This window comes from Celeribacter sp., from assembly GCF_048270365.1.
Lineage (GTDB): Bacteria > Pseudomonadota > Alphaproteobacteria > Rhodobacterales > Rhodobacteraceae > Celeribacter.
Window position 1 is genome coordinate 313,820 of record NZ_JBLWTA010000001.1, and the last position, 24,876, is coordinate 338,695.

Genomic DNA, 24,876 nt, shown 5'->3' on the forward strand with positions numbered 1-24,876 from the left:
GCGCTGCCTCCCCCACAAAACACCAATCGCACAAAAGAAGAGAGTGAGAGACATGCCCATCCCGGCCCCAAATCTCTATCCGCCGTTCAACATCATCCGCCTGAGCCACGTTGTGTTCGGCGTCAAAGACGTTGCCGCGTCGCGTAAATTCTACGTCGACATCCTTGGCCTTCAGGTCACCGATGAGGATGCCGACACCGTCTATCTGCGCGCCCTCGAAGAGCGTGGCCACCACTGCATGGTGCTGCAGAAATCCGACGTCAGCGAAGTGAAATCCCTGTCCTTCAAGGTCTTCTCCGAAGAAGAACTGGACAAGGCCGAAGCGTGGTTCAAATCCAAAGGCCACGCCACCGAATGGGTCGAGCGTCCCTATCAGGGCCGCACTTTGGCGACCGTCGACAACTACGGCATGCCGATTGAATTCTATTTCAAAATGGACCGCCTCTCGCCGATCCACCAGAAATACGAGCTCTACAAAGGCGTGAAGCCCCTGCGCATCGACCACTTCAACTGCTACTCGCCCTCCGTGGACGAAAGCGTTGCCTTCTACAACGAGCTTGGCTTCCGCGTCACCGAGTACACCGAGGACGAAGAGAGCGGCAAGCTCTGGGCCGCATGGACCCACCGCAAGGGCGGCGTGCATGACATCGCCTTCACCAACGGTCTGGGCCCGCGCCTGCACCACACCGCATTCTGGGTGCCGACGCCTTTGAACATCATCGATCTGTGCGACCTGATGGCCACCACCGGTTACGTCACCAACATCGAGCGCGGTCCGGGCCGTCACGGCATCTCCAACGCCTTCTTCCTCTACATTCTGGACCCCGATGGTCACCGGATCGAGATCTATTGCTCCGACTACCAGACCGTCGACCCGGATCTCGAAGCGATCAAATGGGACCTCAAGGACCCGCAGCGTCAGACGCTTTGGGGCGCGCCCGCACCGCGCAGCTGGTTTGAGCATGGCTCCACTTTCAAAGGCATCGCGCCGCAGGAAAGCACGCTCGCGGCCTCCCCGATCATCGCTCCGTAAGCGACATCACATCTCCGGGACAGGCGCCTCCGTGCCTGTCCCTCACTCTAAAAGACCTGTTTTCGAGGACATCCCCATGCTCAAAGACCCGACACTGATGAAAGAGGCCGCCCTTGTGGGCGCCGAGTGGATCGCCGCTGGCGACGACGGGATCAAAGTGACCAATCCGGCCACGGGCGAGGTGATCGGTCGCGTGCCGCGTCTGGGCGCGAAAGAGACCGAAGCCGCCATTGCCGCCGCGGAGACGGCACAAAAGGACTGGGCAGAGAAGACCGCGAAAGAGCGCGCCACCGTGCTGCGCCGCTGGTACGATCTGATGGTGGAAAACGCCGACGATCTGGCGGAAATCCTGACCCTTGAACAGGGCAAACCTCTGTCTGAGGCCAAGGGCGAAATCCTTTACGGCGCCTCCTTCATCGAATGGTTCGCCGAAGAAGCCCGCCGAGTTTACGGCGACGTCATTCCGGGCCACGCGCCGGACAAACGCATCGTGGTCATCAAACAACCGATCGGCGTTGTCGCCGCGATCACGCCGTGGAACTTCCCCAACGCGATGATCACCCGCAAGGCGGGCCCGGCACTGGCCGCGGGCTGTTCCATCGTGTTGAAACCCGCCGGTCAAACGCCGTTCTCCGCCATCGCTCTAGCGGTTCTCGCCGAACGTGCGGGCCTACCGTCTGGGCTCTTCTCCGTGCTCACCGGCTCTGCGCGTGAGATCGGCGGCGTGATGACCAGCTCGGACGTGGTGCGCAAGCTGACCTTCACCGGCTCGACCGAAGTGGGTGTAGAACTGATGCGTCAATGCGCGCCGACCGTGAAGAAACTCGCGCTCGAACTGGGCGGCAACGCGCCGTTTATTGTCTTCGAAGACGCCGATCTCGACGCGGCGGTCGAAGGCGCGATCATTTCCAAATTCCGCAACAACGGCCAGACCTGCGTCTGCGCCAACCGCATCTATGTGCAGTCCGCCGTCTATGACGAGTTTGCCGAGAAACTCGGCAAGCGCCTTTCGACCCTCAAAGTCGGCGACGGCATGGACGCGGACACCGTGTTCGGCCCGCTGATTGACGACAACGCCATCGCCAAGGTGCAGGAACATATCACCGACGCCACCGGCAAAGGCGCCACCGTCATTCAGGGCGGCAAGCCGCACGCATTGGGCGGGTTGTTCTTTGAGCCAACCGTGATCAAGGGCGTGACCCAAGACATGGCGGTCGCGACCGAAGAAACCTTTGGCCCTGTCGCGCCTCTGTTCAAATTCGACACGGATGCCGATGTCGTGGCGATGTCCAACGACACCGAATTCGGCCTCGCCTCCTATTTCTACACCCGCGATCTCGCGCGGGCCTGGAAGGTCGGCGAACAGCTCGAATACGGCATGGTCGGCATCAACACCGGTCTCATCTCTACTGCCGAAGCCCCCTTCGGCGGGATCAAATCCTCGGGTCTGGGCCGCGAAGGCTCCAAATACGGCATCGAGGAATTCGTTGAAATCAAATATCTCTGCTTCGGCGGGATCGTCTGAGGAGGACGCCCTATGAAACCCATTCCAGCCCGCATTGCCGCCTTTCACGCCAATGGCGCCGACCGCTACGGCGTGGTCACTGACGCCGGCATCATCGACATGACGCCCGAATACGGCAGCCGTTTCGCCACGCTGCAAAACGTGGTCGAGGCCGGTGCGCTCGAAGAGGTGCTCAAAGCCTCCGAAGGCCGCGCACCGACCTACCGCGAAGAGGATGTCACCTACCTCATCCCGATCGCGAAACCGGAAAAGCTGATCTGTATCGGCGTGAACTTCCCGGATCGCAACGCCGAATACAAAGACGGCACCACGGACGCGAAATCCTACCCGTCGATGTTCATCCGTTTCCCGCGCTCCTTCACCGGCCACAACGGCAACATGGTGCGCCCGCCGGAAAGCGAACAGCTCGATTACGAAGGCGAAGTCACCATCGTGATCGGCAAAGGCGGTCGCCGCATTGCCCGCGAAGACGCCTATGACCACATCGCCGCGCTGACGCTTTGTAACGAAGGCACGATCCGCGATTGGGTCCGCCACGCGAAGTTCAACGTGACCCAGGGCAAGAACTGGGACAGCACCGGCTCCATCGGTCCGTGGCTTGTGCCCTTCCGCTCCGCCGATCAGTTGGACGACATCGAACTGACCACCCGCGTGAACGGCGAAGTGCGCCAGAACGACCGAACCAAGAACATGATGTACGACTTCCGCTACATCGTGAATTACGTCTCCACCTACTGCACGCTGGTGCCGGGCGACGTCATCGTCTGTGGCACACCGACGGGCGCAGGCGCGCGTTTTGATCCGCCGATCTGGCTCAAGCCGGGCGATGTGGTCGAGGTCGAAGCCGAAGGCATCGGCATCCTGCGCAACGGTGTGGAGGACGAGTGATGCTCGCCCAATCCGACATCGACGCCGCCGCAACGGCGCTGCTTTCCGCCGAGGAAACGCGCGAACAGATCGGGCTTTTGTCGCTGAAACACCCGGAGATCACGCTGGACGACGCCTATGCGATCCAATCTGCGCAGATGGCGCAGAAACTGGCGCAGGGCCGCGAGATCATCGGCTGGAAAATCGGCCTGACCTCGAAGGTCATGCAGGATGCTCTGGGGATTTCCACCCCCGACAGCGGTGTGATCTATGACGATATGGATTTTGCGGACGGCTGCACCGTGCCCGCCGACCGTTTCATCCAGCCGCGCATCGAGGCCGAGATCGCTTTCGTGATGAAAGCCCCGCTTGAGGGCAAGGTCACGCGCGAGGACGTTTTGGCCGCCACCGATTTCGTGGCGCCTGCCATCGAGATCCTCGACACCCGCATCCTGCGCGCCGACCCGGAAACCGGCAAGACGCGCGTCATCTTTGACACCGTGTCGGACAATGCCGCCAACGGAGGCATCGTCTTGGGGCCGCAAAAGCACGCGCCCGAGGCCTTCGATCTGCGCTGGGTCGGGGCCATTCTGACCAAGAACGACGAGGTTGTCTCGACCGGTCTGGGCGCGGCTGTGCTCAATGATCCGGTGATGGGCATCGTCTGGCTGTCCGAGCGCATGGGCCAATACGGCCAGCGCATCGAGGCGGGTCAGGTTGTGCTTGCGGGGTCTTTCATCGCGCCGATCGAATGTCCCTCAGGGACCAAGATCGAGGCCGATTACGGCCCCTTCGGCAGCGTGTCCGTCAATTTCGAATAAGGGAGGACCACATGCCTGCTTCAAAAAACACCTTCAAATCCCGCCTCAAGGCGGGTGACGTTCAAATCGGCCTCTGGCTGGGCTTTGGCGATACCTCCGTGACCGAACTGGCGGCGGGAACCGGCTTTGACTGGCTCCTGATCGACGGCGAACACGGGCCAAACGGTTTGCGCGATGTGCTCGCACAATTGCGCGGTGCAGGCGACAAAAGCCAAGTGGTCGTGCGCACCCGCGACGACAACCGTGCCGAGATCAAACAGATGCTCGATATTGGTGCGCAGACCCTGCTCGTGCCGATGATCGAAAGCGGCGACCAGGCCGCCGAAGTCGTCCGTTCGATGAAATACCCGCCCTTGGGCGTGCGCGGCGTCGGCGCGGCTTTGGCGCGTGCCTCCGAATACAACGGCATCCCCGATTACCTGCAAACCGCCAATGACGAGGTCTGCGTCCTCGTTCAGGTCGAGAGCATGGCGGGGGTCGAGGCGCTTGATGCGATTCTCGGCGTCGAGGGCGTCAATGGCGTCTTTGTCGGCCCCGCCGATCTGGCCGCCGATATGGGCTATCTGGGACAACCTGCCGCACCCGAGGTTCAGGCCGTGGTGGTCGACACCCTCAAACGCATCAAGGCGGCAGGCAAGGCAGCGGGCATTTTGACGTCCGATCAAGCACTTGCGCAATCCTACCGCGAGCTCGGCGTCGAATTCCTCGCCGTTGGCTCCGATGTCGGCGTGCTTCGGGCGGGCCTTTTGGGGCTGAAAGCCAAGTTTTCCTGACGTCACTGTGAACGATCTGTGGCGGGCGATGCTTGCTCGCCACAAGATTAACATGTTAACTTAATACTTGATAAACTATCTGGGAGAGGCCTGTGTTTCGATGCTCCGGAGGCCGCGAAACACCAAAACTGCGCCGATCCCATGACTTCACATCTGGGAGGATCAGAATGAATATCACCAAACGTGCCTTTCTTGCCGGGACCGCTCTCGCCGCCACTTTGAGTGCCATGCCCGCGTTCGCGGAAACCGAGCTTGTGCTCTCAAGCTGGCTGCCGCCGCGCCACCCGTTGGTCGTGGGCGCGATCAAGCCCTGGGCCGAGCAAGTCGAAGAGGTGACCGAAGGCCGCGTCACCGTCCGCGTGCTGGCCAAGCCGCTGGGTGCCCCGCCTGCGCATTTCGACATGGCCCGCGACGGCGTCGCCGACATCACCTACGGGTTGCACAGCTTCACCAGCGACGACCGCTTCCTGCGTTCGCGCGTCGGTCAGTTTTCTTTCCTGGGCGATGACGCGGTGACCACCTCGACGAATTTCTGGAACGTCTACACCCAGGACCTCGACGCCGCCGGTGAACACGAGGGCACCCATGTTCTGGGCCTCTTCACCCATGGTCCGGGCGTGCTTTTGTCCAAGGATCGCAACTTCGCGGCGCCTGACGATTTCGGCGGCTTCAAGGTCCGTACACCGGGCGGTTACCCGGCCGATCTGATGAACGGCGTCGGCGCCACCACGCTGTTCATGTCCTCCGGCGAAGTTTACGAAAAACTGACCCGTGGCGTGATCGACGGGCTTTGCATGGCGATGGACTCCGTGCGCGCCTTCAAACTCGACAAGCACATCACCGATGTGATGACGGTCCCCGGCGGGCTCTACAACACCTCCTGGTTCCTCGTGATGAACGAGGGCAAATGGGACAGCATCTCCGCCGAAGACCAGGAGGCGATCATGACCGTCTCTGGCGCGGCCTTCTCTGAACTGGCGGGCAACGCCTGGGACGAAGCGGACGCGACCGGCTATGACGCCACCAGCAAGGCGGGCATCAATGTCTACCCGGCGGATGAGGCCGTTTTGGCGCAAATTCAGGCCGTGGCCAGCCCGCTCGAAGAGGCCTGGGTCGCGGCCGTGACCGAACAAGGCTTTGACGGCGCCGCCGCTTTGGCCGCCATGCAGACCGCAAAGCCTGCACAATGAGCTCTCTCGACGCCCTCAATTCGAAGCCCCTCAGGGGGCTTCGTTTCTTCGTGGAACGCGTGCTTCCGGCCTTCGCCGCCGCCCTCATCCTGATGATGGTGGCGGTGACGGTCGTGGATGTGGTCGGGCGCTATGTCTTTGACCGCCCGCTGCCCGGCGCGTTCGAAATGACGCAAATCCTTTTGGCCGATCTGGTGCTGACCGCCCTGCCCCTGACCACGCTCAAAGGCGCGCATGTGGAGGTCGATCTTTTGAGCCAGGTCTGGTCCTCCAACACCCAGCGTCTCGCCGGGCGCTTTGGCGGCACGACGATGGCCGTGGTGTTTTTCATTCTGAGCTGGACCGTCGCCTCGCATGGGCTTGGCCTGATGGAAGAAGGCGCGCGGACCAACGATCTCGCCCTGCCCGTCTGGCCCGTGGCGGCGCTTGCGGCGCTGACCTATCTGCTCAGTGGCATGGTCGCACTCATTCCCGAACATCTGCGTCAGGAGGTCTGACATGCTCGAACCGTTGATCGCCACCATCATCTTGCTGGGGCTCGCGGTGTTCCGCGTGCCGATCGCCATTGCCATGATCGTGGTCGGCACCGTTGGCTTCGCGCTTTTGCGCGGCGTGCCGGTGGCCTTGACCATGCTCTCGACCACCGCATTTGACACGGTGTTTTCCTATTCCTTGTCGGTGATCCCGCTGTTCATTTTCATGGGCAACCTCTTGGCCCATTCGGGCGTGGCCTCCGGCCTCTTCTCCGCCACCCAACGCCTTGTGCGGCGTCTGCCGGGCGGGTTGGCTATGGCGGCTGTGCTGTCCTGTGGCGGGTTCTCTGCGGTCTCCGGGTCGTCTCTTGCGACCGCCGCGACCATGTCGAAGGTCGCCATGCCGTCGCTGCGTCGCTTCGGCTATTCCGACAGCCTCTCTGCCGGTGCCATCGCCGCAGGTGGCACGCTCGGCATTCTCATTCCGCCTTCGGTGATCCTGATCATCTACGGCATCCTCACGGAAAGCGACATCGGGCTTTTGTTCCTCGCGGGCATCATCCCCGGTCTTTTGGGCCTTTTGGGCTATGTTCTGGCCGTCTGGGCCGCCGTTCTGGTCAACCCGAAACTGGCGCCGAAGGACTATGATCTGGATGACCACCCGGTCGAAGGCCTCTATGGTGTGATCCTCTCCGTCGCGCTCTTTGCCTTCATCATGATCGGCATCTATGGCGGGTTCTTCACCCCCATCGAGGCGGCGGGCATGGGCGCGGGCATGGCGCTTTTGATGGTGGTCGTCACCGGCCACGCCAAATTCGCCGAGGTCTGGCAATCGCTGATGGAAACCGCGATCAGCACCTCGATGATCTTTCTCGTCATCATCGGCGCCGAGGTGTTTTCGAACTACATCAACCTCGCCGGTTTGCCGGATGAGTTGGCCTCTTTCGTCGAGGGTCTTGATGTCAACGCCTGGGTCGTCATGACGATGATCATCGTGATCTACCTGATCCTCGGCACGGTGCTGGAAAGCCTGTCGATGATCCTGCTGACTGTGCCGATTTTCTATCCGCTGATGTATCAGCTCGATTTCGGTCTCGATATTCTCTACGACCCGGAATACGCGCTGATCTGGTTTGGCATCATCGTGGTCGTGGTCACCGAAGTCTCGCTGATCACGCCGCCCGTGGGCATGAACGTCTTCGTGCTCAAGGCGACGCTGCCGGACCTGTCGCTCAAAACGATCTTCAAAGGCATCCTGCCCTTCTGGATCGCCGACATCCTGCGCCTTCTGATCCTGATTGCCTTCCCGGCGATCTCGCTCTGGCTGGTCGCTTACTGACGTCAAAACGACTTTCCCTTCCGAAAAACATATCCAACTTGATGTGGATCAAGGTTTTCGGGAGGGCGTTCAATCCATACACTTAACATGTTCACCAATATTGGGAGGATACCATGGGTGAAATCGTAATGGCCGCCAAGGTCACCCACGTGCCGACAATGGTCATGTCCGAACTGGACGGTCCGCTGAAAGGTGTGCGCCAATCCGCAATCGACGGGCACCGCGAATTGGGCCGCCGTGCGCGCGAAGCCGGCGCCGACACCTTTGTCGTGCTCGACACGCATTGGCTCGTCAACGCCGCCTATCACATCAACGCCAACCACCATTTCGAAGGCATGTTCACCTCGCATGAATTCCCGCAATTCATCAAGGACATGCCCTACGCCTACGACGGCAACGCCGCTTTGGGCGATCTGATCGCCGAAACCGCGCGCGCCAATGATGTCTACACGCTGAGCCATCAGGTCGACAGCCTCGATCTCGAATACGGCACGCTGGTGCCGATGCGCTACATGAACATGGACCACGACGAGGCCCTCAAGGTCGTCTCCGTCGCCGCCATGTGCACCGTGCACTCGCTCGCCCAATCCCGTCGTTTGGGCGCCTCGATTGCCGAAGCCATCAAGAAATCCGACAGCAAGGTCGCGCTCATCGCCTCCGGCTCGCTCAGCCACCAGATCTGGCCGAACGACATCTATGCGGAGAACAACGGCACCTTCACCATCTCGTCGAAATTCAACGAAGTGGTCGACCGTCGCGTGCTTGAACTTTGGCAGAACGGCGAGCATGAGCTCTTCCTCGAAATGCTGCCCGACTACGCGAAATATTGCGATGGCGAAGGCGACATGCATGACACCATCATGCTCTACGGCGCGCTCGGTTGGGATCAGTACAAAGGCAAGGCCGAGGTCGTCACCGATTACTTCCCCTCTTCGGGCACCGGTCAGGTCAACGTCTTCTTCCCGCTCTGATCCGGGATCACATCATGAAAAGCGCCCCGGTTTTGCCGGGGCGTTTTTGTGTGAAGAGCTTAAGTTCAGGACAGCTGCACCACGTCCAGTTTCAAAAACTCTTTCGGCGTCTGGCCAAAGGCCTGGCGGAAACAACGGTTGAAATAGGACAGGTCCGAAAACCCCGCCTCATAGGCGATCGAGGCAATCAGATCGTCGCGCCGCCCGGCCTTGCGATCTTCAAGACCGCGCCGGGTGTGTTCCAGCCGTTTGAGCATGAGATATTTCGTCGGCGTCGTGCCGATGGAGGCAAAGCCGCGCTGAATTTGCCGCACGGACATGCACAGATCGTCGGCCATATGTTGCACCGACATCTCGGGATTGCGGTAATGCGTGTCGATATAGGCCTGCGCCGCGGTGAGCGCATGCGAACTTCCGAGATCCGAGTCGATCCCCGAAAAATCTTCGCGCCCCGAGCGTTCGTGCAGCATGGCGCCCAACAGCCCCATCACCGCCTCACGCAGGTAGTGATTGGTCGAATTATTGGCCTCTGCCGTGCTGAACACCTTCGCCAAAACGCCATAAAGCGCCATATTCGTCGGATCGTGTCGCGGCAGGCTTAGCCCGCCCCGCAACAGATCATAGCCGAATCGCGAATGCAGTTCGGCGCGCGGCAGGTGCAGCGACAATTGCCGGTTGAAATGGCCAAAAAACGTAAACTCCGAGGGCGCCGCGCTGTCGATCAGCACCATATCCCCCGGCGACATCATCACCGAGACATCGGCCTGACTCATCAACGCCTTGCCCTCTTCCTGAACGATCAGAAAATAGTGCTCGCCGTTTTCCTGTTTCACAGATTTCTGTGTACGTACAACCTGTTGCACGTCCATCGCCATGCGCGCCATCTCGATGCCCGCCCGGTTTTCCAGCAAAGCACCACCGCGCATCTGGACGCGCTCCTTGCCCGGGCGCACGTCGAACTGCCCGCAGACAGAGCGCAGATCCGCGACAAAGGCGTCGACCGAGGTTTCGGGATATTTCACAGGGGGCAACATGGACTGAGAATGCCGCGGGTCCGCTTAATTTACAAGTTAATTAAAACGTCAATGCGACACAGGGTTGTCGCCCCCCGCAAGGTTTGATGTCGCCAGAGTCCAAGACCGACCGCCCCTGTCGCAGCATTGTAACAAGCGAAATATGGGAGGAGAGACTATGCTGGAACTCGGCATGACCATCGACGGACAAAGCGTCCTCGGTTCCAAAACCTTTGATGTATTTAACCCTGCGACGGGTGAATTGGTCGGCCGCGCGCCCAATGCGACTGTGGACGATCTGAACCGTGCCGTCGCCGCCGCGAAAGCCGCTTTTCCGGCTTGGTCCGCGCTGCCGGATGCGGAACGTCAGGCGCGTTGTGCCGCGCTTGTGAAAGCGATCGAGGCCAATTCTGACGAGATCGCCCACACGCTGACGCTCGAACAGGGCAAGCCCTTGAACGGCACAGGCTCGCGCTTTGAACTGGGTGGTGCGATGGCTTGGACTGGCCACACCGCAAGCCTCGAGCTGCCGGTGAAAGTGCTTCAGGACAGTAACGAAGGCCGCGTCGAGCTGCACCGCAAAGCCATCGGTGTTGTCGGCTCCATCACGCCGTGGAACTGGCCGGTGATGATCGCGATCTGGCACATCGTGCCGGCGCTGCGCGCGGGCAACACCGTGGTGATCAAACCCTCCCCCTTCACGCCGCTCTCCACGCTTCAGGTCGTCGCCGCCATGGCCGCGACGCTTCCGGCGGGGGTGCTGAACGTGGTGACCTCTGACGACACGCTGGACAACATCGGCGCCGCCATGTCCTCCCACCCGGACATTGGCAAGATCGTCTTCACCGGCTCCTGCGCCACCGGCGCGCGGGTGATGAAATCCGCCGCCGACACGATGAAACGTCTGACGCTCGAACTCGGCGGCAATGACGCGGGCATCGTCCTGCCGGATTGCGACCCCGAAGAGATCGCCGAAAAGCTGTTCTGGGGCGCTTTCATCAACAACGGCCAGACCTGTGCCGCGATGAAACGCCTTTATGTGCATGACGACATCCACGACGCCGTCTGCGACGCGCTTGTCGCCTATGCGCGCACGGTGAAAATGGGCAACGGCCTCGATGAGGCCAGCGTTTTGGGCCCGGTCGCCAACAAGATGCAATTCGACAAGGTCAGCGAGTTGGTCGCCGATGCGGTCCAAAGCGGCAACGTCCTGTTGGGCGGCGCCCCGGACGAAGGCCTGTTCTTCCCGATCACGCTGATCTCCGATCTGCCGGATGACGCGCCGCTCATTCACGAAGAACAATTCGGCCCCGCCCTGCCGATCATCCGTTTCACCGACGTTGAAGAGGCGATCAAAGCCGCCAACGCCAGCGAAAACGGTCTCGGCGGTTCGATCTGGTCGAAAGACATCGAGAAAGCCAAGGCACTGGCGCTGCGGCTCGAATGCGGGACAGCGTGGATCAACAGCCACGGTGGTCTCAACCCGGTTGCGCCCTTCGGTGGTGCCAAAATGTCCGGGATCGGTCGGGAGTTCGGCGAAGAAGGCCTCTTCGAGAACACCGAGATCCAGGTCCTTCATATCTAAGGGAAAAAACATGTCTCAGGAATTTGATTACATCGTCGTCGGCGGTGGGTCTTCGGGCTGTGTCATGGCCTCCCGCCTCTCGGAAGACAGCAGCAAACGCGTCCTTCTGATCGAGAGCGGCCACCGCGACAGCCACCCCTACATCCACATCCCCTCGACCTTCTTCAAAGTCATCGAAAAAGGCCGCGACATCGTGCCTTATGTGGGCGAACGCGACGAGGGCGTGAACGGCCGCGAATCCGTGGTGCTTCAGGGCCACGTCATCGGCGGCGGCTCGTCGGTAAACGCGATGATCTACATCCGCGGCCATGCCAACGACTACAACCAATGGGCGCAGCTCGGCAACAAGGGCTGGTCCTATGAGGACGTGCTTCCGGCGTTTCGCGATGTCGAGAACAACATGGTCTTCTCCGACGGGTTCCACGGCACGGACGGCGAATTGCGCGTCTCCGAGGCGCCGCACAAACACCCGCTGTCGCGTGCCTTCATCCGCGCGGGCCAAGAGGTCGGCCTGCCCTACAACCCCGACTTCAACGGCGCCGAGCAAGAGGGCGTGGGCTTTTACCAGTCCACCACCCACAATGGCCGCCGCTGGTCCTCCGCGCAGGCCTTTCTGCGCAAGGCGGAAAAGCGCAAGAACCTGACGATCATGACGCAGACCCGCGTCGGCAAGATCCTGTTCGACGGCAAACGCGCCGTGGGCGTCGCGTTGGAAGACGGGCGCAAAATGACCGCGAAGGGCGAGATCATCCTCTGCGCGGGCGCCATCGAGACCCCGCGTTTGATGCAGCTTTCGGGAGTCGGGCCCGCCGAGCATCTGCGCGAGCACGGGATCGAGGTCGTGGCCGATCTGCCGGGTGTCGGTTCGAACTATCAGGACCACATGGAAAGCACCGTGCAAGGCGAAACCTATGAGCCGATCTCGCTCTACCGCGAAGACAAAGGCCTCAAAGCCGTGCGTCACATGCTGCGGTATCTTCTGACCAACACCGGGCTCGTGGCCTCCAACGTGGTGGAATGCGGCGGGTTCGCCGATGTGTCGGGCGCGGGCCAGCCCGATGTGCAATTCCACTGCATCCCCTTCATGGCGGGCTGGGTCGACCGCGCGCCGATCGAGGCGCATGGCTTCCAGATCGCGCCCTGTTTCCTGCGCCCGAAATCGCGCGGCTCCGTGCGTCTGCGCTCCTCGAACCCGAAAGACAAGGCGCTCTTCGACGCCGCATCCTTCCGCGACACGGACGATCTCGAGGTGCTGACCCGCGGTGTGCTCAAGGCCATCGACATCATGAACGCGCCTGCGATGCAGAAATTCATCAAACGTCGGGCCCTCCCCGAAGAGGGGCTGGAAAACGACATGGACGCGCTGCGCAACTACGTGCGCCAGACCTGCAAAACCGTCTTCCACCCCAGCGGCACCGCCAAAATGGGTGTGGAAAGCGACAAGATGTCGGTCGTCGACAACGAGCTGCGCGTGCGGGGTCTGGAGGGGCTTCGTGTGGCGGATGCGTCCGTGATGCCGACGCTTGTGTCCGGCAACACCAATGCGCCGGTGATCATGATCGCGGAACGTTGTTCGCGTTTCATCACCGGCAAAGAGAGTGTTGCGGTCGCCTAAGACCGCAACGAATTTTAGGGAGGAAAAACAATGATCAAGACACTCAAGACCACAGGCAAGATCACAGGCACCGCGATGGGCCTGATCTTTGTCGCAGGCGCAGCCTTCGCGGCCCCGAGCTGTGGCGCCAACACGGGCGAGGCCGCCACCGGCACACCGATCAAAGTCGGCGGCATCCACGGCAACGCGGCGCCGGGCGATTTTTCGTCCTCGACCACGGCGGCGGGCGCCTATTTCGACTGTGTGAACGCCAATGGCGGCATCAACGGTCGTCCGATTGAATACCTCGTGGAAAACGACCAGTGGAACCCGGAACTGGCCTCGCAAGCCGCCTCCAAACTGGTGGTCGACGAAGATGTCGTCGCTCTGGTGGGCAACGGCTCCTTCGTGGAAATGTCTGTGAACTCAGGCTTTTACAAAGAGCAAAACGTGATGACCATGGCCTCGGCCTGTGCCGCGTCTGAATGTTTCGAAAGCTCGAACATCGTCTCCACGAACCAAGGCCCGCTTCCGTCCTCCATCGGCGCGGCGATGTATATGGTCGAGGAAAAAGGCGCGCAGAACGTGTCTTGTATCGCGCTCACCATCCCGAACTCCGGTCCGTGGTCCTGTGGCGCGGCCGTGGAATACATGGAATCGAAAGGCCTCTCGGGCACCGGCGTCTACCTCAATCCGGCCTCGCCGGACGTGAACTCCGGCCTCTTGGAAGCGATTGCCTCCGGCGCCGACACGATCATCGTCAACCTGCCCGCCGGTCTCGGCATCGCCGTGCTCAAAGCCGCCGAAGAGCAAGGTCTGGGCGACGCCTACCAATGGGCCTCCTCCACGCCGCTCTACGATCGCGATGTGCCGGGCGCTCTGGGCGACTATTGGGATGGCAAACTCTATGTCAGCGCCGAGATGACGCCGTGGGACAAGGGCGGCGAGGATGCCACCAATTGGCTCGCCGTCATGGACGCCTACGGTGACGCCAAAGACCCGCGCGACAGCTTTAGCCAAGCGGGATTCCTCTCGGCCAAGATCTTTGTCGACACGCTTTTGGGCATGGACCCCGCCGATCTCGATGACCGTGCGAAAGTGACCGAGGCGATCACCGCGATCAACGGCTATGAGAGCGATCTGGTCTGTGGCCCCTTCTACGTGGGCGAGGCCGACCGTCACATGCCGAACCACGCGGGCACCATGGTGGTCGTCAAAGACGGCGGTTTTGAAACCGTGCGTGACTGTTTCGAATACGACAGCCCGTATTTCGCGCCGATCTTCGAACAGGAAGCGGCGCTCGGCCTGCGCTGACCTCCCAACGCAGACCCGCCGCGTCCCCTGACGTCTTCACGGCCTCCGAAACAGGGGGCGCGGCAACCTATTGAAAGGGAAAGATCATGTGGCAAGTGCTACGGACGGCTGCGCTGTATCTCGCAGTCTGCGCAGGAACTGCGCTTTGGCTCGGGTCGGGGAAACCCGTCATGGTTCAGGGAATGTTCATCGTTTCAGGCCTCGCCGTCGGCTCGCTTTATGCGCTTGGCGGCATCGGGCTTGTGGTGCTTTACCGCGCCACTGGCGTGTTGAATCTTTCGGCGGGCGCCATTGGCATGGCCTCGGTCATGGCCGCTTGGCAATTCGCGCAATGGGGCCTTTTCGGGCCTCTCGCTTGGGCTTTGGGTCTCGCGATTGGTGTCGCTTTGGCGCTGTTCTATGGGCGCGTCATTGCCCCGCAAATGGCGTGGCGTGAACCCGTGGTCAAAGCCGTCGCCTCGCTGGGCTATGCCATCGCGATCCTTGGCATTGTGGCCTTTCTCTTCCCCGATGAGCCGCGCAAATTTTCGCTGCCGACCGACAGCATGGCCGTGATGATTGGCGGTCTGCGCGTCACCGTCACCCGCCTAATTGTCGTGGCCGCCGCCGTGCTTTTGGTGATCGGCATCACCGTCTCGCTCAACGTCACCCGCGTCGGTCTTCAGATGCGCGCGCTGGCCAACAACCGGTCGATCTCGTCCCTCATTGGCATCCCGATCCTCAAGGTCGAGACCATGGCCTGGGGCCTTTCCGGTCTGTTGTTCGGCTTCACCGGGCTGATGTTCGGCGATCTGGTGCGGCTTGAGCCCTCCGTCATCACTTTCATGGTCATCCCCAGCATCGCCGCCGCGATCTGTGGCCGTCTGCAAAGCCTGCCCGATGTGCTCATGGGCGGTTTGACCATTGGGGTGATCGAAAGCCTTCTCACCTTTTCCGACACGTTCAAACAGGTGCGCCCCATCGCGCCCTTCGTGATCGCGGCGCTCGTCCTTTTGGCGATGAACCGGGGCCGCCGCCTGACCTTCGCGGGAGACGATTGATGCGTTCGACCACCAATACGATCTGGGCCGTCTTTGGCCTTGCGCTGATCCTTGTGCTGCCGGCATTCGCAGGCGGGCAATGGGTCAAAATTTTCACCTCCACCACCACCTTTGCCATGGCCGCCGCAGGTGCCGGGTTTCTCTACACCCGCCTCGGCATGGTCAGCCTCGTGCAGGTCGGTCTCATGGGCGTCGGCGGCTGGGTCACGCTGCGCCTCAACCACGCCTTCAGCTTTCCGTTTGAGATCAATCTGATGGTCGCGGGCGCGGTCACGATGTTTCTGGGCAATCTCATCGCGCTTCCCGCGCTTCGGATGCGGGGGCTCTATCTGGCACTCATCACCCTGATGTTTGCCGCCGGTCTCGACATCGTCTTCACCGCCAAGCAATTCCCGAATGGCGCGGCGGGCTTCTGGGGCGTTGGCACGACCTTTTCCGCCGACATGCGTCGGCCTGTCGTGGCCCAAAGCGACGCCGCCTATCTGCGCTACACGATGGTTTGGCTGGTCATTGGTTTCGTGCTGATCGAGCTGCACCGCCGCATGGCCCCGGGCCGCGCCTGGGCGCTCATCCGGAAATCCGAAGCTGCCGCTCTGGCCTCTGGCGTCAATGTCACGCTCTATAAAACATGGGCCTTTGGGCTCTCGGGCCTGCTCGCGGGGCTGGGCGGCGGTCTCTTGGCCGGAAGCCTCGGTCTCTTGGATTCCGCCACCTTCCGCGCCAGCGAAAGCGTCATGCTCTTTGCCCTCGTCATCGTCGGCGGTGCGCGGTTCTGGTACGGGGCGGTGATTGCCGCCGTGCTGTTCCGCGTTGTGCCGGGGCTGTTGAACAACTGGGGCGTCGATGCCGATCTGTCGCTGGTGATCTTTGGCGCGGCCCTGCTGCACGCCGTGATGACTGCGCCCGATGGTTTGGCCGGTCAGATCAACGGCGCTATCCGTGCGCTGATCCCCGGTGGCAAAACCGCCGAGACCAAATCCGAGGAAAAAGGAGCCAAGGCATGATTTCCATTGAAAATCTCACCGTGCGCTTCGGCGGCGTCGTGGCGCTCGATCACATCGGCGCCGAGTTCTCCGCCAATGTCTCGGGCCTCATCGGGCCGAATGGCGCGGGCAAGACGACGACGATGAATGTGATCTCCGGTTTTCTGGACGCCCACAACGGTCATGTGATTGTCGAGGGCACCGATCTGGTCAAACTCGCGCCGCACAAACGCGTGCAATGGGGTCTGCGCCGGTCGTTCCAAAAGGAACAGATCGCCAATGACCTGACCGTGCGCGAGAACCTGATGGCGATCACCGATCACCTGCGTGGGTCACGCGCGGACAAACGCGCCGATCTGGAACGCGCGGCAGAGTTTGCCGGTGTGACCGGGATTTTGGGTAAAATGGGCCGCGATCTCAACACTTTCGAACGCCGTCTCACCGATGTCGCCCGCTGTGTCATCGGCCACCCGAAGATGATCATGTTCGACGAACCCGCAGGCGGCCTGACGCCCGAAGAGACCGAACGTCTGGGCGATCTGATCCTCGGCATTCACGATCTGACCGGCGCGAAAGTCCTTGTGATCGACCATGACGTCGAGTTGATCGAACGCATTTGCGCCGAGACGCTGGTGTTGGATTTCGGCAAACGCGTGGCCTTTGGCCCGACCTCGGAGGTGCTGCGCGATCCGGCGGTTCAGGCGGCCTATCTCGGCATCGAAGTGGAGGAAGAGCATGCTTGAGCTTTCTGGTGTGACCATCGAAAAAGACGGCATTGCGGTGTTGAAAGACGTCTCGCTCACTGTCGAACCCGGCAAGGTGACCGCGCTTTTGGGCGCGAACGGTGCGGGAAAATCGGAGCTGGTGCTGGGCATCGCCGGGCTTTTGCCCGTCACGGGCGGCGAGATTAGCGCCGATGGAACGCCGATCACCGGGCAGGCCCCGAACCTCATCCGCGCCGCCGGTGTCGCCGCCGTGCCGGAGGGGCATCAGGTGCTCTCGAAACTCTCCGTCGATGACAACCTGCGCGCCGCCGCCTCGCTTTTGTCTCTGGCGGAAACCAAGGACGCGCTCGACCGCGTCTATGCGCTCTTCCCCGAGTTGGCCGAACGCAAACGCCAGATCGCGGGCACCATGTCGGGCGGCCAGCAACAGATGCTCGCCATCGGTCACGCCCTCATGGCGCGGCCCCGCTACGTGTTGATCGATGAGATGTCGCTGGGGCTGGCGCCCCTGATCGTCAAACGTCTGGTCGGCGTGGTGTCAGAACTCGCGGCCTCGGGCGTCGGTGTTTTGCTCGTGGAGCAATTCGTCGAAGTGGCGCTGCAACTGGCCTCTGACATTGTTGTGCTGCGCAAAGGTCAGGTGCGTCTCGCGAGTACGGCGGAAGCGATTGCCGAGAACCGTGAGTTGATCACCGAAGCCTATTTCTAAAGCCCCCTCACCCACATAAAAAATGCGCCCTGACTCTCAGGGCGCATTTTCCATGTCGAAAGAGATCACTCTCGTTTCGTCATCTCAGGGTGCCATCTCAGTTGGCAACCTTAGTTCGCCATGGCCAGCTGTTTCGGCAGTTTAAAGGTCCAGACCGTGCCGCCTTGGTTCAGGTAGTTGACCTTTTTGGCCACTTCCCCGCCCCAGAGCGGAACCGCGCCGCCCCAGCCGGAAACGATGGTGACATATTGCTCGCCTTCGAACTCATAGGTCACAGGTTGGCCGACAATGCCGGAGCCGGTCTGGAAGGACCAAAGCTTTTCACCGGTCTCGTCATCCAGCGCGATGAACTCGCCTTCAGGCGTGCCAAAGAACACAAGGCCGCCTGCTGTGGTCATCACCCCGCCCCAAAGCGGTGCGTCGTTCTGGAAGTCCCATTTGATGTCGCCGGTTTCCGGCTCGATCGCTTTCAGAGACCCGATGTGGCTCTCGAAAATGGGCTTGATGGTGAAGCCAGCACCGAGATAGGCGGCACCTTTTTTGTAGGAAATCGGCTCGTTCCAGATGTCCATGCCCCATTCGTTCGACGGCACATAGAACATGCCGGTCTTCTGGCTGTGCGCCATCGGCATCCAGTTTTTGCCCCCCAAGAAGGACGGCACGGAGAACACCATCTCGCCCTTTTCGGCCTCCAAAGGATTGCCCGGACGGGCCTCTTCGACGTAAATCGGACGGCCTGTTTCGTCGATGCCCTCGGCCCAAGTGATGTTGGACACGAACGGCGTCGCGTTCACAAACGCACCGTCTTCACGGTTCAGCACGTAGAAATAGCCGTTGCGGTCGGCAGTGGCGTAACGCTTGTTGCCGTCCTTGTCGGTGAAGGACACGACCTCGTTCACCCCGTCAAAGTCCCAGCCCTCGCGCGGCGTGGTCTGGAAATGCCATTTGATCTCGCCGGTGGCCGGGTCAATGCCCAGACGCGAGGCGGCATAGAGGTTGTCGCCCGAGTTGTCATCCTTCGGCGTGCCCGCATCGCGCAGATGCGAGTTCCACGGCGCCGGGTTGCCGGTGCCAAAGACCAAAGTGTCGGTGTCGGCATCATAAGAGCCGCCAAGCCATGTGGCACCGCCGCCGGTCTTCCACATGTCGCCCGGCCAAGTCGCGTTGAGCGTGCCAGTCATGGTGCTTTCTTCGCCATTCAAGGTCCCCATATGGCCCTCGATCACCGGACGGGTCCACACCAGATCACCGGTTTCGGCATCCCGCGCCTGCACCTCGCCAACGATACCGAATTCACCGCCGGAGTTGCCAGTGATCACCAGACCGTTCACGATCAGCGGCGCTGCCGTGTAGGAATAGCCCTCTTTATAGTCGGCGATTTTCTTGTTCCATTTCACATCGCCGGTCTTCAGATCGAGCGCCACGATGCGCGCGTCCAGCGTGCCGAAATAGATGTTGTCACCGTAAATCGCCCCACCGCGGTTGATCACGTCACAGCACGGCAGAATGCCTTCGGGCAGACGGGCGTCATACTGCCAAAGCTCCTCGCCGGTCTTCAGATCAATCGCATACATCCGCGAATACGACCCGGTCACATACATGACGCCATCGTAGATCAGCGGCTGGGTTTCCTGACCGCGTTGCTTTTCGCCGCCAAAGCTGAACGCCCAGGCCGGGAAAAGGTTTTGGATGTTGTCTTTGTTGAGCGTGTCGAGCGGAGAGAAGCGCTGAAGATCGCGCCCCATGCCGTTGGTCAACACATCGCCCGGCGTAGTGGCGTCGTTCAAAAGGTCTTCCTCGGTGACCCCGGCAACACCCCCGCCCGCAAGCCCAAAGCTCATGATGGCCGCCGTCGCAGCCGTTACAAACCTGTTCATTTTAGTCCTCCCATAGCAGACCGCACCCCTGACGTATGGACCACGGCTCATATCCTTCCATTATTGACAGGGCCGTTCCGGCGGATATTGGCCATTGGTCGTAGGCTCCCTGCGACCCTCCTGTGCTTTGGTCGTATTTCGCCTGCGCATCGCCCGACCTAGGCTCTTTTGTCAGGGAGGACTGCACATGACGAAATTCACCAAAGGGCTTGCCGCTCTTGCGGCGGCGATGTCACTGACCGGCGCTCTGGCTGCGAAAGCCGAAGACCTGCCGACGCTCAAGGCCGCGCTTTACATGTCCGGCACCGTGGCCTGGGAGGTCGACACCATCCGCCACAACGGTTTTGACACCGCGCAGGGCTTTACCCTCGAGGCCATGGATGTCGCAGGCGGGCCTGCCTCGCGCGTCGCCTTGGCAGCGGGCGAAGTCGATATGATCGTCGCCGATTGGCTCTGGGTCGCCGCCCAACGTGCCGAGGGCAAGGACTACGTGTTTCTCCCCTATTCCAAGGCCGTCGGCGGGATTTACGTGCCGAAAGACAGCCCCGCGCAAAGCCTCGCCGATCTCAAAGGCGGCAAGATTGGCATCGCGGGCGGTCCTAATGACAAAAGCTGGCTGATCCTGCGCGCCTATGCCGAACAGGCGACCGGCCAGGACCTCGCCGCTGAGACCGAACAGGTGTTCGGTGCGCCGCCGCTGATCTTCAAATCCGCGCTCTCCGGCGAACTGGATGGGGCGATCAATTTCTGGCACTTTGGCGCCAAGATGGAGGCCTCCGGCATGCGGCTTCTGACCTCCACGTCTGAGGCCGCGTTGGCTCTGGGCCTCAACCCTGACACGCCGCTTTTGGGCTATGTGGTGCGGGGCGAGGTGCTGGCCGAACATCCCGAAGTGGTCAAAGGTCTGGCCGTCGCCTCCCGTCAGGCCAAGGACCTTCTGGCCACGGATGACGCCGCCTGGGAGCGGTTGCGCGAGCGGATGAATGTCAAAAACGACGCGCAATTCGAGGCCCTGAAAGCCGGGTGGATCGCGGGCATCCCCACTGAGGGCCCGGTCTCCGAAGAGGACGCCGCCAAAATGCTGGCCCTCATGGCGAAACTCGGCGGCGAGGAGCTGGTCGGCCAAGCGACCACCCTGCCCGCGGGCACCTTCTTTGACCCGGCCTCATGAGACATGACATGTCCATCCTCTCGGACAATCTTAAGGCGGCTTTCCCTGTGAAGGCCGCCTTGCTGCACCTTGATCTGCGCTCTGTTTCCGCCGGGGGGACGCAAATCATCGGCCCCGTCACCCTCGACATCCATGCGGGCGAAACCGTTGCGCTGACCGGCCCCTCGGGAGTTGGCAAGACCACGCTGTTGCGGGTCATCTCGGGTCTGCACCGCGACTATGATGGCGATGTCACCCGCCCGCCCCGGCTGTCGGCTGTGTTCCAAAACCCAACGCTTTTGCCCTGGCGCAGGGCGTGGCAGAACCTCACCCTGACCACCGGGATTTCCAAGGCTCAGGCGCTCGACTGGCTCATTGCCGTCGGCCTCACCGATCATGCCGATCACTTTCCGGAACAGATGTCGCTGGGCCAACAACGCCGCCTCGCACTGGCCCGTGCCTTTGCCGCCTCGCCCGATCTGTTGTTGATGGACGAGGCCTTTGTGTCGCTCGACCCAAAGCTGGCCGATGAGATGATGCAGCTTTTCGAGACTCTGCGCACCCGGCACGGCACGACGACGCTTTTGGTCACCCACGACCGCACAGAGGCCGCGCGGCTGGCGGATCGGGTGCGCTGCCTCGACGGCAGCCCTGCCACGCTCCGCACCACCGTTTAAATCACTCGGAGATCGACGCCAGATAGGTGACGATGAAGTCCTGCACCGTCGGGTCGCTCACGCCGACGTGGCGCATTTTCGTGCCCGGCACGAGCGCATCGTTGTCCTCCATCCAGGCTCGGATCGCGCCCTTGGTCCAGACAAAGCCCGCGTTTTTCAAAGCTTCAGAATAGGGGTAGCCCTCGAACGTCCCCGCCGCGCGCCCGACGACGCCGGTCAAAAGCGGGCCATAGCTCGCGCGGTCGGCATCGACGGAGTGGCAGCGGTGGCATTCCTTGTCGAAAAACTCCGCCCCTGCGGCGGTTTTGATGGCGTCATATTCGCCCGCAAAGGCGGCGGTTGCAAAGAGTGCCGGAAATACAACGGGGATCACGGCGGCGGCGATGTGTTTGGCTTTCATGGGGGTCTCTCCTACGCGACTGTTTGAGGTATCATCGCGCGGGAGGCCCCGCCAAAGGGTTGACCTGCCTCAAGAAAAGCCCCCGACATTGGTCGGGGGGCTTCTACGACTTTGGTCGTAATTTCGCGTCAAAACAGGTTGAGATAGCGCCATTCATCGGCGTCGGGCGTGACCTCGTCGAGATCATACCCGGCCCGCTGCAACCGCTGCGCCACGGCTAGGCCATCATTGGCCGCCTCATCCACAAGCGCGCGGCCTGCGTCCTCGTCGCGCGCCACGCCCCAGCCCCGCATCAGATCGAGCCCGTGGTTGAACTTGCCCACCGGATCGCCTGCCTCGGCCGCCTTGCGGTTCCACTCGGCGGCGGCCCCAAGGTCTTGCGGCGCGCCCAGACCGTTGTCATCGAGCTGACTCATCCAAGTCATCGCCCCGGTCCAACCCGCGTCCGCACAGTTGGAAAACAGCTCGCGCGCCAATTCGTGGCGCCCCGATTTCGTGATCAGATAACCCTGCGAACAGATCACCATGCCGGTGTCGCCCTCGCGGATGTTCTCCATCACCTGCGCCATCGACATCTCATGCGGATTGAGCGTGCCCTGCTCGTCCACATGGGTGTCGGGGCCGAGCTCCATGGGTAAATCTTCGGCGAAGAGCGGTACGGCAAAAGCCATCGCCAGCCCAAGGCAAATGCGTTTCATGTGACAGTCCTCCCGTCTCAGAGCATGCCAGAGACTTCCCGCACGACGAATGCGACAAAGGTCCAAGGCGACCTACGACCAAAGTCGCAAAATCAAACCTTGCGCCCGATCAGCCGCTTCGCCGGATCATAGCCCCAAAGCGCCAGCGCCATGAAGGCAATCGACGCCCCCACACAAACGCCCCAAGCCAGCGGATTGGGCGTCAGATAAAGCGCGAACCGGATGCTTTCGACCCCGTAGGAGAAGGGATTGAGGCGACAGATCATCTCCAACAGCGCCGAGGCCTCGGCCATTTTCCAAAGCGGATAGAGCGCGGTGGAGAGGAAGAACATCGGGAAGATGACGAAATTCATCACCCCTGCGAAATTCTCCAACTGTTTGATTGTGGACGACAAAGCGATGCCCAAGGCGCCGACCATGAGAGCAGTGAGGAAGAGCGCCGGCAGGATCGCGACATAGCCCAGAGGTGAAAACGTGATGCCGTAGAGCGCGCAGATCGCAAGAAACGCATAGGCTTGAAGCACCGAAATCAGCGCACCTGCGATCAGCTTGCAGCTCAAAAGCCACCAACGCGGCAGAGGGGCCGTGAGCAAAAGCCGCATCGTCCCCATCTCGCGGTCCATCACCAGAGAGAGCGAGGATTGCATGCCGTTGAACAGCAAAATCATGCCGCAAAGCCCCGGCACGATGTAGGTCTCATAAGTGATATAGGTCTGGTACGGCGGCGTGATCGAAAGGCCCAGAGCGGCGCGAAAGCCTGCCGCGAAAACAAAGAGCCACACCAGCGGACGCACCAACGCCGCCAGCATCCGCGCACGTTGACCCAGAAAGCGCAGCGCCTCGCGGTGGCAGATCACCCAAAGTGCGGCTAAGGCATGTCTCATGCGCCCTCGCTTTCGGTCAATCTCAGGAAATGCGCGGTCAAAGCAGCACCGGTGACGGGCACCTCGCCCCGCTCCAACACGCGGCCCCGATGCAAGACCACAAGCTGATCGCCGGGCCAGATCTCATCGGTCAAATGCGTCGCCCAAAGCACCGCCAGACCGGTGTCTTTTGCCAGCCCATGCACATGCGCCACCAGATCACTGCGGGTCTGCGCATCCAGCCCCACGGTCGGTTCATCCAACAGCAACACCTCGGGTCGATGCATCAGCGCACGGGCAATCTCCAGCCGTCGCCGATGCCCGCCATTGAGATCCCGCACCCGCTCGCGCGCGCGTTCCTCCATGCCCAAACGGTCCAAGGCCTCGGAGGCCGCAAACCGCGCCGCACGGCCCGTGATGCCATGCAACCCCGCGAAATACAGCATGTTGCGCCAGACCGACAAATCGAGATCGAGCGTCGGCTGTTGAAACACCACGCCGGTTTTCGTAAGCGCCCGGAGCGGGTCACGGGACACGTCATGCCCTGCGATCTCGATCCGCCCGGTGCGGGGCGTGAACAACCGCGTCAACAGACCGAAAAGCGTCGATTTCCCCGCCCCGTTCGGCCCCAAAAGCGCGCAAAACTGACCCGGGGCGACCGAAAAGCTCACCTGATACAGAGCGCGTTTCGCGCCCCAGTCGTGGGTGATATTTTCGACGTTTAACCCGCTCATTCGCCCGCTCATTCGCCCGCCTTATTCAATCGTGATCTCCAACCGTTGCAGATCGCCCGAAGATTGCGGCACACGCAATTCGTAGCGCCCCGGCTTGATGGCCACAAAGCCGATCTCCATCGTGCCCGCCTCATCAAATTCGACGCTGTCGATGCCCAAAGGCCGGATTTCCAGCCCTTCGATCACGATCTCATCAATCCAGATCGCCCGAAAGAACCCCGCCCCTTCGAGCGCCAGTTCTTGCGAGCCGTCGGCCTCAATCTCGATCTCATAATAGGTGCCGGATTTGAGCTTGAGCGGCGCGTCGGCCAGCGGTTGCCCGGCGGAGAGCAGGATCGGCGGCAAGTCTTCGGAATTCGAGGCCGACAGGATGCCGGCAAGGCCGAATTCGGGGGTATCATCGTCGTCAGCAAAAGCGGATGTGGCGGCCAGAAGTGCGGCAGCAATGAGTGCATAACGCATGAAATACTCCTTTATTTGAGACATTTACGGACGCATGGCTGCGCCCACGACACTTACGGG

Annotated in this window: 25 protein-coding genes; 18 read left to right on the plus strand and 7 right to left on the minus strand. The window is 61.4% G+C overall.

Annotated features, from left to right (window positions below; all coding sequences use genetic code 11):
- The first annotated feature begins 52 nt into the window (after positions 1–52).
- From hpaD (ACN0X0_RS01550) to hpaD (ACN0X0_RS01590), 9 genes are all read left to right on the plus strand, one after another.
- A complete protein-coding gene (gene hpaD, locus ACN0X0_RS01550; RefSeq protein WP_417277725.1) occupies positions 53–1,033 on the plus strand; it encodes a 3,4-dihydroxyphenylacetate 2,3-dioxygenase in 981 nt (326 codons plus the stop codon).
- Positions 1,034–1,109: 76 nt separating this feature from the next.
- Positions 1,110–2,558, plus strand: coding sequence for an NAD-dependent succinate-semialdehyde dehydrogenase (locus tag ACN0X0_RS01555; protein ID WP_417277726.1), 1,449 nt, complete (start codon positions 1,110–1,112; stop codon positions 2,556–2,558).
- A gap of 12 nt (positions 2,559–2,570) precedes the next feature.
- Positions 2,571–3,446 carry a fumarylacetoacetate hydrolase family protein gene (locus tag ACN0X0_RS01560; protein WP_417277727.1) on the plus strand — a complete coding sequence of 292 codons (876 nt, stop codon included), beginning with the start codon at positions 2,571–2,573 and terminating at the stop codon, positions 3,444–3,446.
- The gene (gene hpaH, locus ACN0X0_RS01565) at positions 3,446–4,246 is read left to right on the plus strand and encodes a 2-oxo-hept-4-ene-1,7-dioate hydratase (protein WP_417277728.1); all 801 of its coding nucleotides are present in this window, start codon (positions 3,446–3,448) and stop codon (positions 4,244–4,246) included. The genes ACN0X0_RS01560 and hpaH overlap by 1 nt, the downstream gene beginning before the upstream one ends.
- 11 nt (positions 4,247–4,257) lie before the next feature.
- Entirely contained in the window at positions 4,258–5,019 is a 762-nt protein-coding gene (locus tag ACN0X0_RS01570; RefSeq protein WP_417277729.1) for an aldolase/citrate lyase family protein, read from the plus strand.
- Between the two features lie 167 nt (positions 5,020–5,186).
- The gene (locus tag ACN0X0_RS01575; protein WP_417277730.1) at positions 5,187–6,209 is read left to right on the plus strand and encodes a TRAP transporter substrate-binding protein; all 1,023 of its coding nucleotides are present in this window, start codon (positions 5,187–5,189) and stop codon (positions 6,207–6,209) included.
- On the plus strand, positions 6,206–6,706 hold the full coding sequence (locus ACN0X0_RS01580) for a TRAP transporter small permease (protein WP_417277731.1): 501 nt from the start codon (positions 6,206–6,208) through the stop codon (positions 6,704–6,706). Before ACN0X0_RS01575 ends, ACN0X0_RS01580 begins: the two co-directional genes overlap by 4 nt.
- A 1-nt stretch (position 6,707) precedes the next feature.
- Positions 6,708–8,021, plus strand: a complete 1,314-nt coding sequence (locus ACN0X0_RS01585; protein WP_417277732.1) for a TRAP transporter large permease — start codon at positions 6,708–6,710, stop codon at positions 8,019–8,021.
- A gap of 113 nt (positions 8,022–8,134) precedes the next feature.
- Positions 8,135–8,992: a 3,4-dihydroxyphenylacetate 2,3-dioxygenase gene (gene hpaD / locus ACN0X0_RS01590; protein WP_417277733.1), complete on the plus strand. Its 858-nt coding sequence runs from the start codon at positions 8,135–8,137 to the stop codon at positions 8,990–8,992.
- A 65-nt stretch (positions 8,993–9,057) separates the two neighbouring features.
- On the opposite strand, the gene ACN0X0_RS01595 is transcribed toward hpaD (ACN0X0_RS01590), so the two are convergent.
- Positions 9,058–10,014, minus strand: a complete 957-nt coding sequence (locus ACN0X0_RS01595) for a helix-turn-helix domain-containing protein (RefSeq protein WP_417277734.1) — start codon at positions 10,012–10,014, stop codon at positions 9,058–9,060.
- Between the two features lie 169 nt (positions 10,015–10,183).
- Here ACN0X0_RS01595 and ACN0X0_RS01600 point away from each other — a divergent pair, with 169 nt between their 5' ends.
- The 7 genes from ACN0X0_RS01600 to ACN0X0_RS01630 all read left to right on the plus strand — a co-directional run bounded on the left by ACN0X0_RS01600 (position 10,184) and on the right by ACN0X0_RS01630 (position 17,955).
- Positions 10,184–11,590: an aldehyde dehydrogenase family protein gene (locus tag ACN0X0_RS01600; RefSeq protein ID WP_417277735.1), complete on the plus strand. Its 1,407-nt coding sequence runs from the start codon at positions 10,184–10,186 to the stop codon at positions 11,588–11,590.
- 10 nt (positions 11,591–11,600) lie between these two features.
- Positions 11,601–13,205 carry a GMC family oxidoreductase gene (locus ACN0X0_RS01605; protein WP_417277736.1) on the plus strand — a complete coding sequence of 535 codons (1,605 nt, stop codon included), beginning with the start codon at positions 11,601–11,603 and terminating at the stop codon, positions 13,203–13,205.
- 30 nt (positions 13,206–13,235) lie between these two features.
- Positions 13,236–14,498 carry an ABC transporter substrate-binding protein gene (locus ACN0X0_RS01610; protein WP_417277737.1) on the plus strand — a complete coding sequence of 421 codons (1,263 nt, stop codon included), beginning with the start codon at positions 13,236–13,238 and terminating at the stop codon, positions 14,496–14,498.
- An 86-nt stretch (positions 14,499–14,584) separates the two neighbouring features.
- The gene (locus tag ACN0X0_RS01615) at positions 14,585–15,538 is read left to right on the plus strand and encodes a branched-chain amino acid ABC transporter permease (protein WP_417277738.1); all 954 of its coding nucleotides are present in this window, start codon (positions 14,585–14,587) and stop codon (positions 15,536–15,538) included.
- Positions 15,538–16,542, plus strand: a complete 1,005-nt coding sequence (locus ACN0X0_RS01620; RefSeq protein WP_417277739.1) for a branched-chain amino acid ABC transporter permease — start codon at positions 15,538–15,540, stop codon at positions 16,540–16,542. The genes ACN0X0_RS01615 and ACN0X0_RS01620 overlap by 1 nt, the downstream gene beginning before the upstream one ends.
- Positions 16,539–17,264, plus strand: a complete 726-nt coding sequence (locus ACN0X0_RS01625) for an ABC transporter ATP-binding protein (RefSeq protein ID WP_417277740.1) — start codon at positions 16,539–16,541, stop codon at positions 17,262–17,264. The genes ACN0X0_RS01620 and ACN0X0_RS01625 overlap by 4 nt, the downstream gene beginning before the upstream one ends.
- On the plus strand, positions 17,257–17,955 hold the full coding sequence (locus ACN0X0_RS01630; protein WP_417277741.1) for an ABC transporter ATP-binding protein: 699 nt from the start codon (positions 17,257–17,259) through the stop codon (positions 17,953–17,955). Before ACN0X0_RS01625 ends, ACN0X0_RS01630 begins: the two co-directional genes overlap by 8 nt.
- A 110-nt stretch (positions 17,956–18,065) precedes the next feature.
- Here ACN0X0_RS01630 and ACN0X0_RS01635 read toward each other — a convergent pair whose 3' ends face one another.
- Entirely contained in the window at positions 18,066–19,832 is a 1,767-nt protein-coding gene (locus tag ACN0X0_RS01635) for a PQQ-dependent methanol/ethanol family dehydrogenase (protein WP_417277742.1), read from the minus strand.
- Between the two features lie 187 nt (positions 19,833–20,019).
- On the opposite strand from ACN0X0_RS01635, the gene ACN0X0_RS01640 reads away from it, so the two are divergent.
- Both ACN0X0_RS01640 and ACN0X0_RS01645 read left to right on the plus strand, forming a co-directional pair.
- Positions 20,020–21,003 carry an ABC transporter substrate-binding protein gene (locus ACN0X0_RS01640; protein WP_417277743.1) on the plus strand — a complete coding sequence of 328 codons (984 nt, stop codon included), beginning with the start codon at positions 20,020–20,022 and terminating at the stop codon, positions 21,001–21,003.
- A gap of 8 nt (positions 21,004–21,011) precedes the next feature.
- A complete protein-coding gene (locus tag ACN0X0_RS01645) occupies positions 21,012–21,659 on the plus strand; it encodes an ATP-binding cassette domain-containing protein (RefSeq protein ID WP_417277744.1) in 648 nt (215 codons plus the stop codon).
- A gap of 1 nt (position 21,660) precedes the next feature.
- On the opposite strand, the gene ACN0X0_RS01650 is transcribed toward ACN0X0_RS01645, so the two are convergent.
- The 5 genes from ACN0X0_RS01650 to ACN0X0_RS01670 form a co-directional block, all read right to left on the minus strand.
- Entirely contained in the window at positions 21,661–22,059 is a 399-nt protein-coding gene (locus ACN0X0_RS01650; RefSeq protein ID WP_417263128.1) for a c-type cytochrome, read from the minus strand.
- 128 nt (positions 22,060–22,187) lie between these two features.
- Positions 22,188–22,757, minus strand: a complete 570-nt coding sequence (locus ACN0X0_RS01655) for a tetratricopeptide repeat protein (RefSeq protein ID WP_417263127.1) — start codon at positions 22,755–22,757, stop codon at positions 22,188–22,190.
- A 92-nt stretch (positions 22,758–22,849) separates the two neighbouring features.
- A complete protein-coding gene (locus ACN0X0_RS01660) occupies positions 22,850–23,641 on the minus strand; it encodes an ABC transporter permease (RefSeq protein WP_417277745.1) in 792 nt (263 codons plus the stop codon).
- Positions 23,638–24,354: an ABC transporter ATP-binding protein gene (locus ACN0X0_RS01665; protein WP_417277746.1), complete on the minus strand. Its 717-nt coding sequence runs from the start codon at positions 24,352–24,354 to the stop codon at positions 23,638–23,640. The genes ACN0X0_RS01660 and ACN0X0_RS01665 overlap by 4 nt, the downstream gene beginning before the upstream one ends.
- Positions 24,355–24,375: 21 nt before the next feature.
- Positions 24,376–24,816, minus strand: coding sequence for a hypothetical protein (locus ACN0X0_RS01670; protein ID WP_417277747.1), 441 nt, complete (start codon positions 24,814–24,816; stop codon positions 24,376–24,378).
- Between the last annotated feature and the right edge of the window lie 60 nt (positions 24,817–24,876).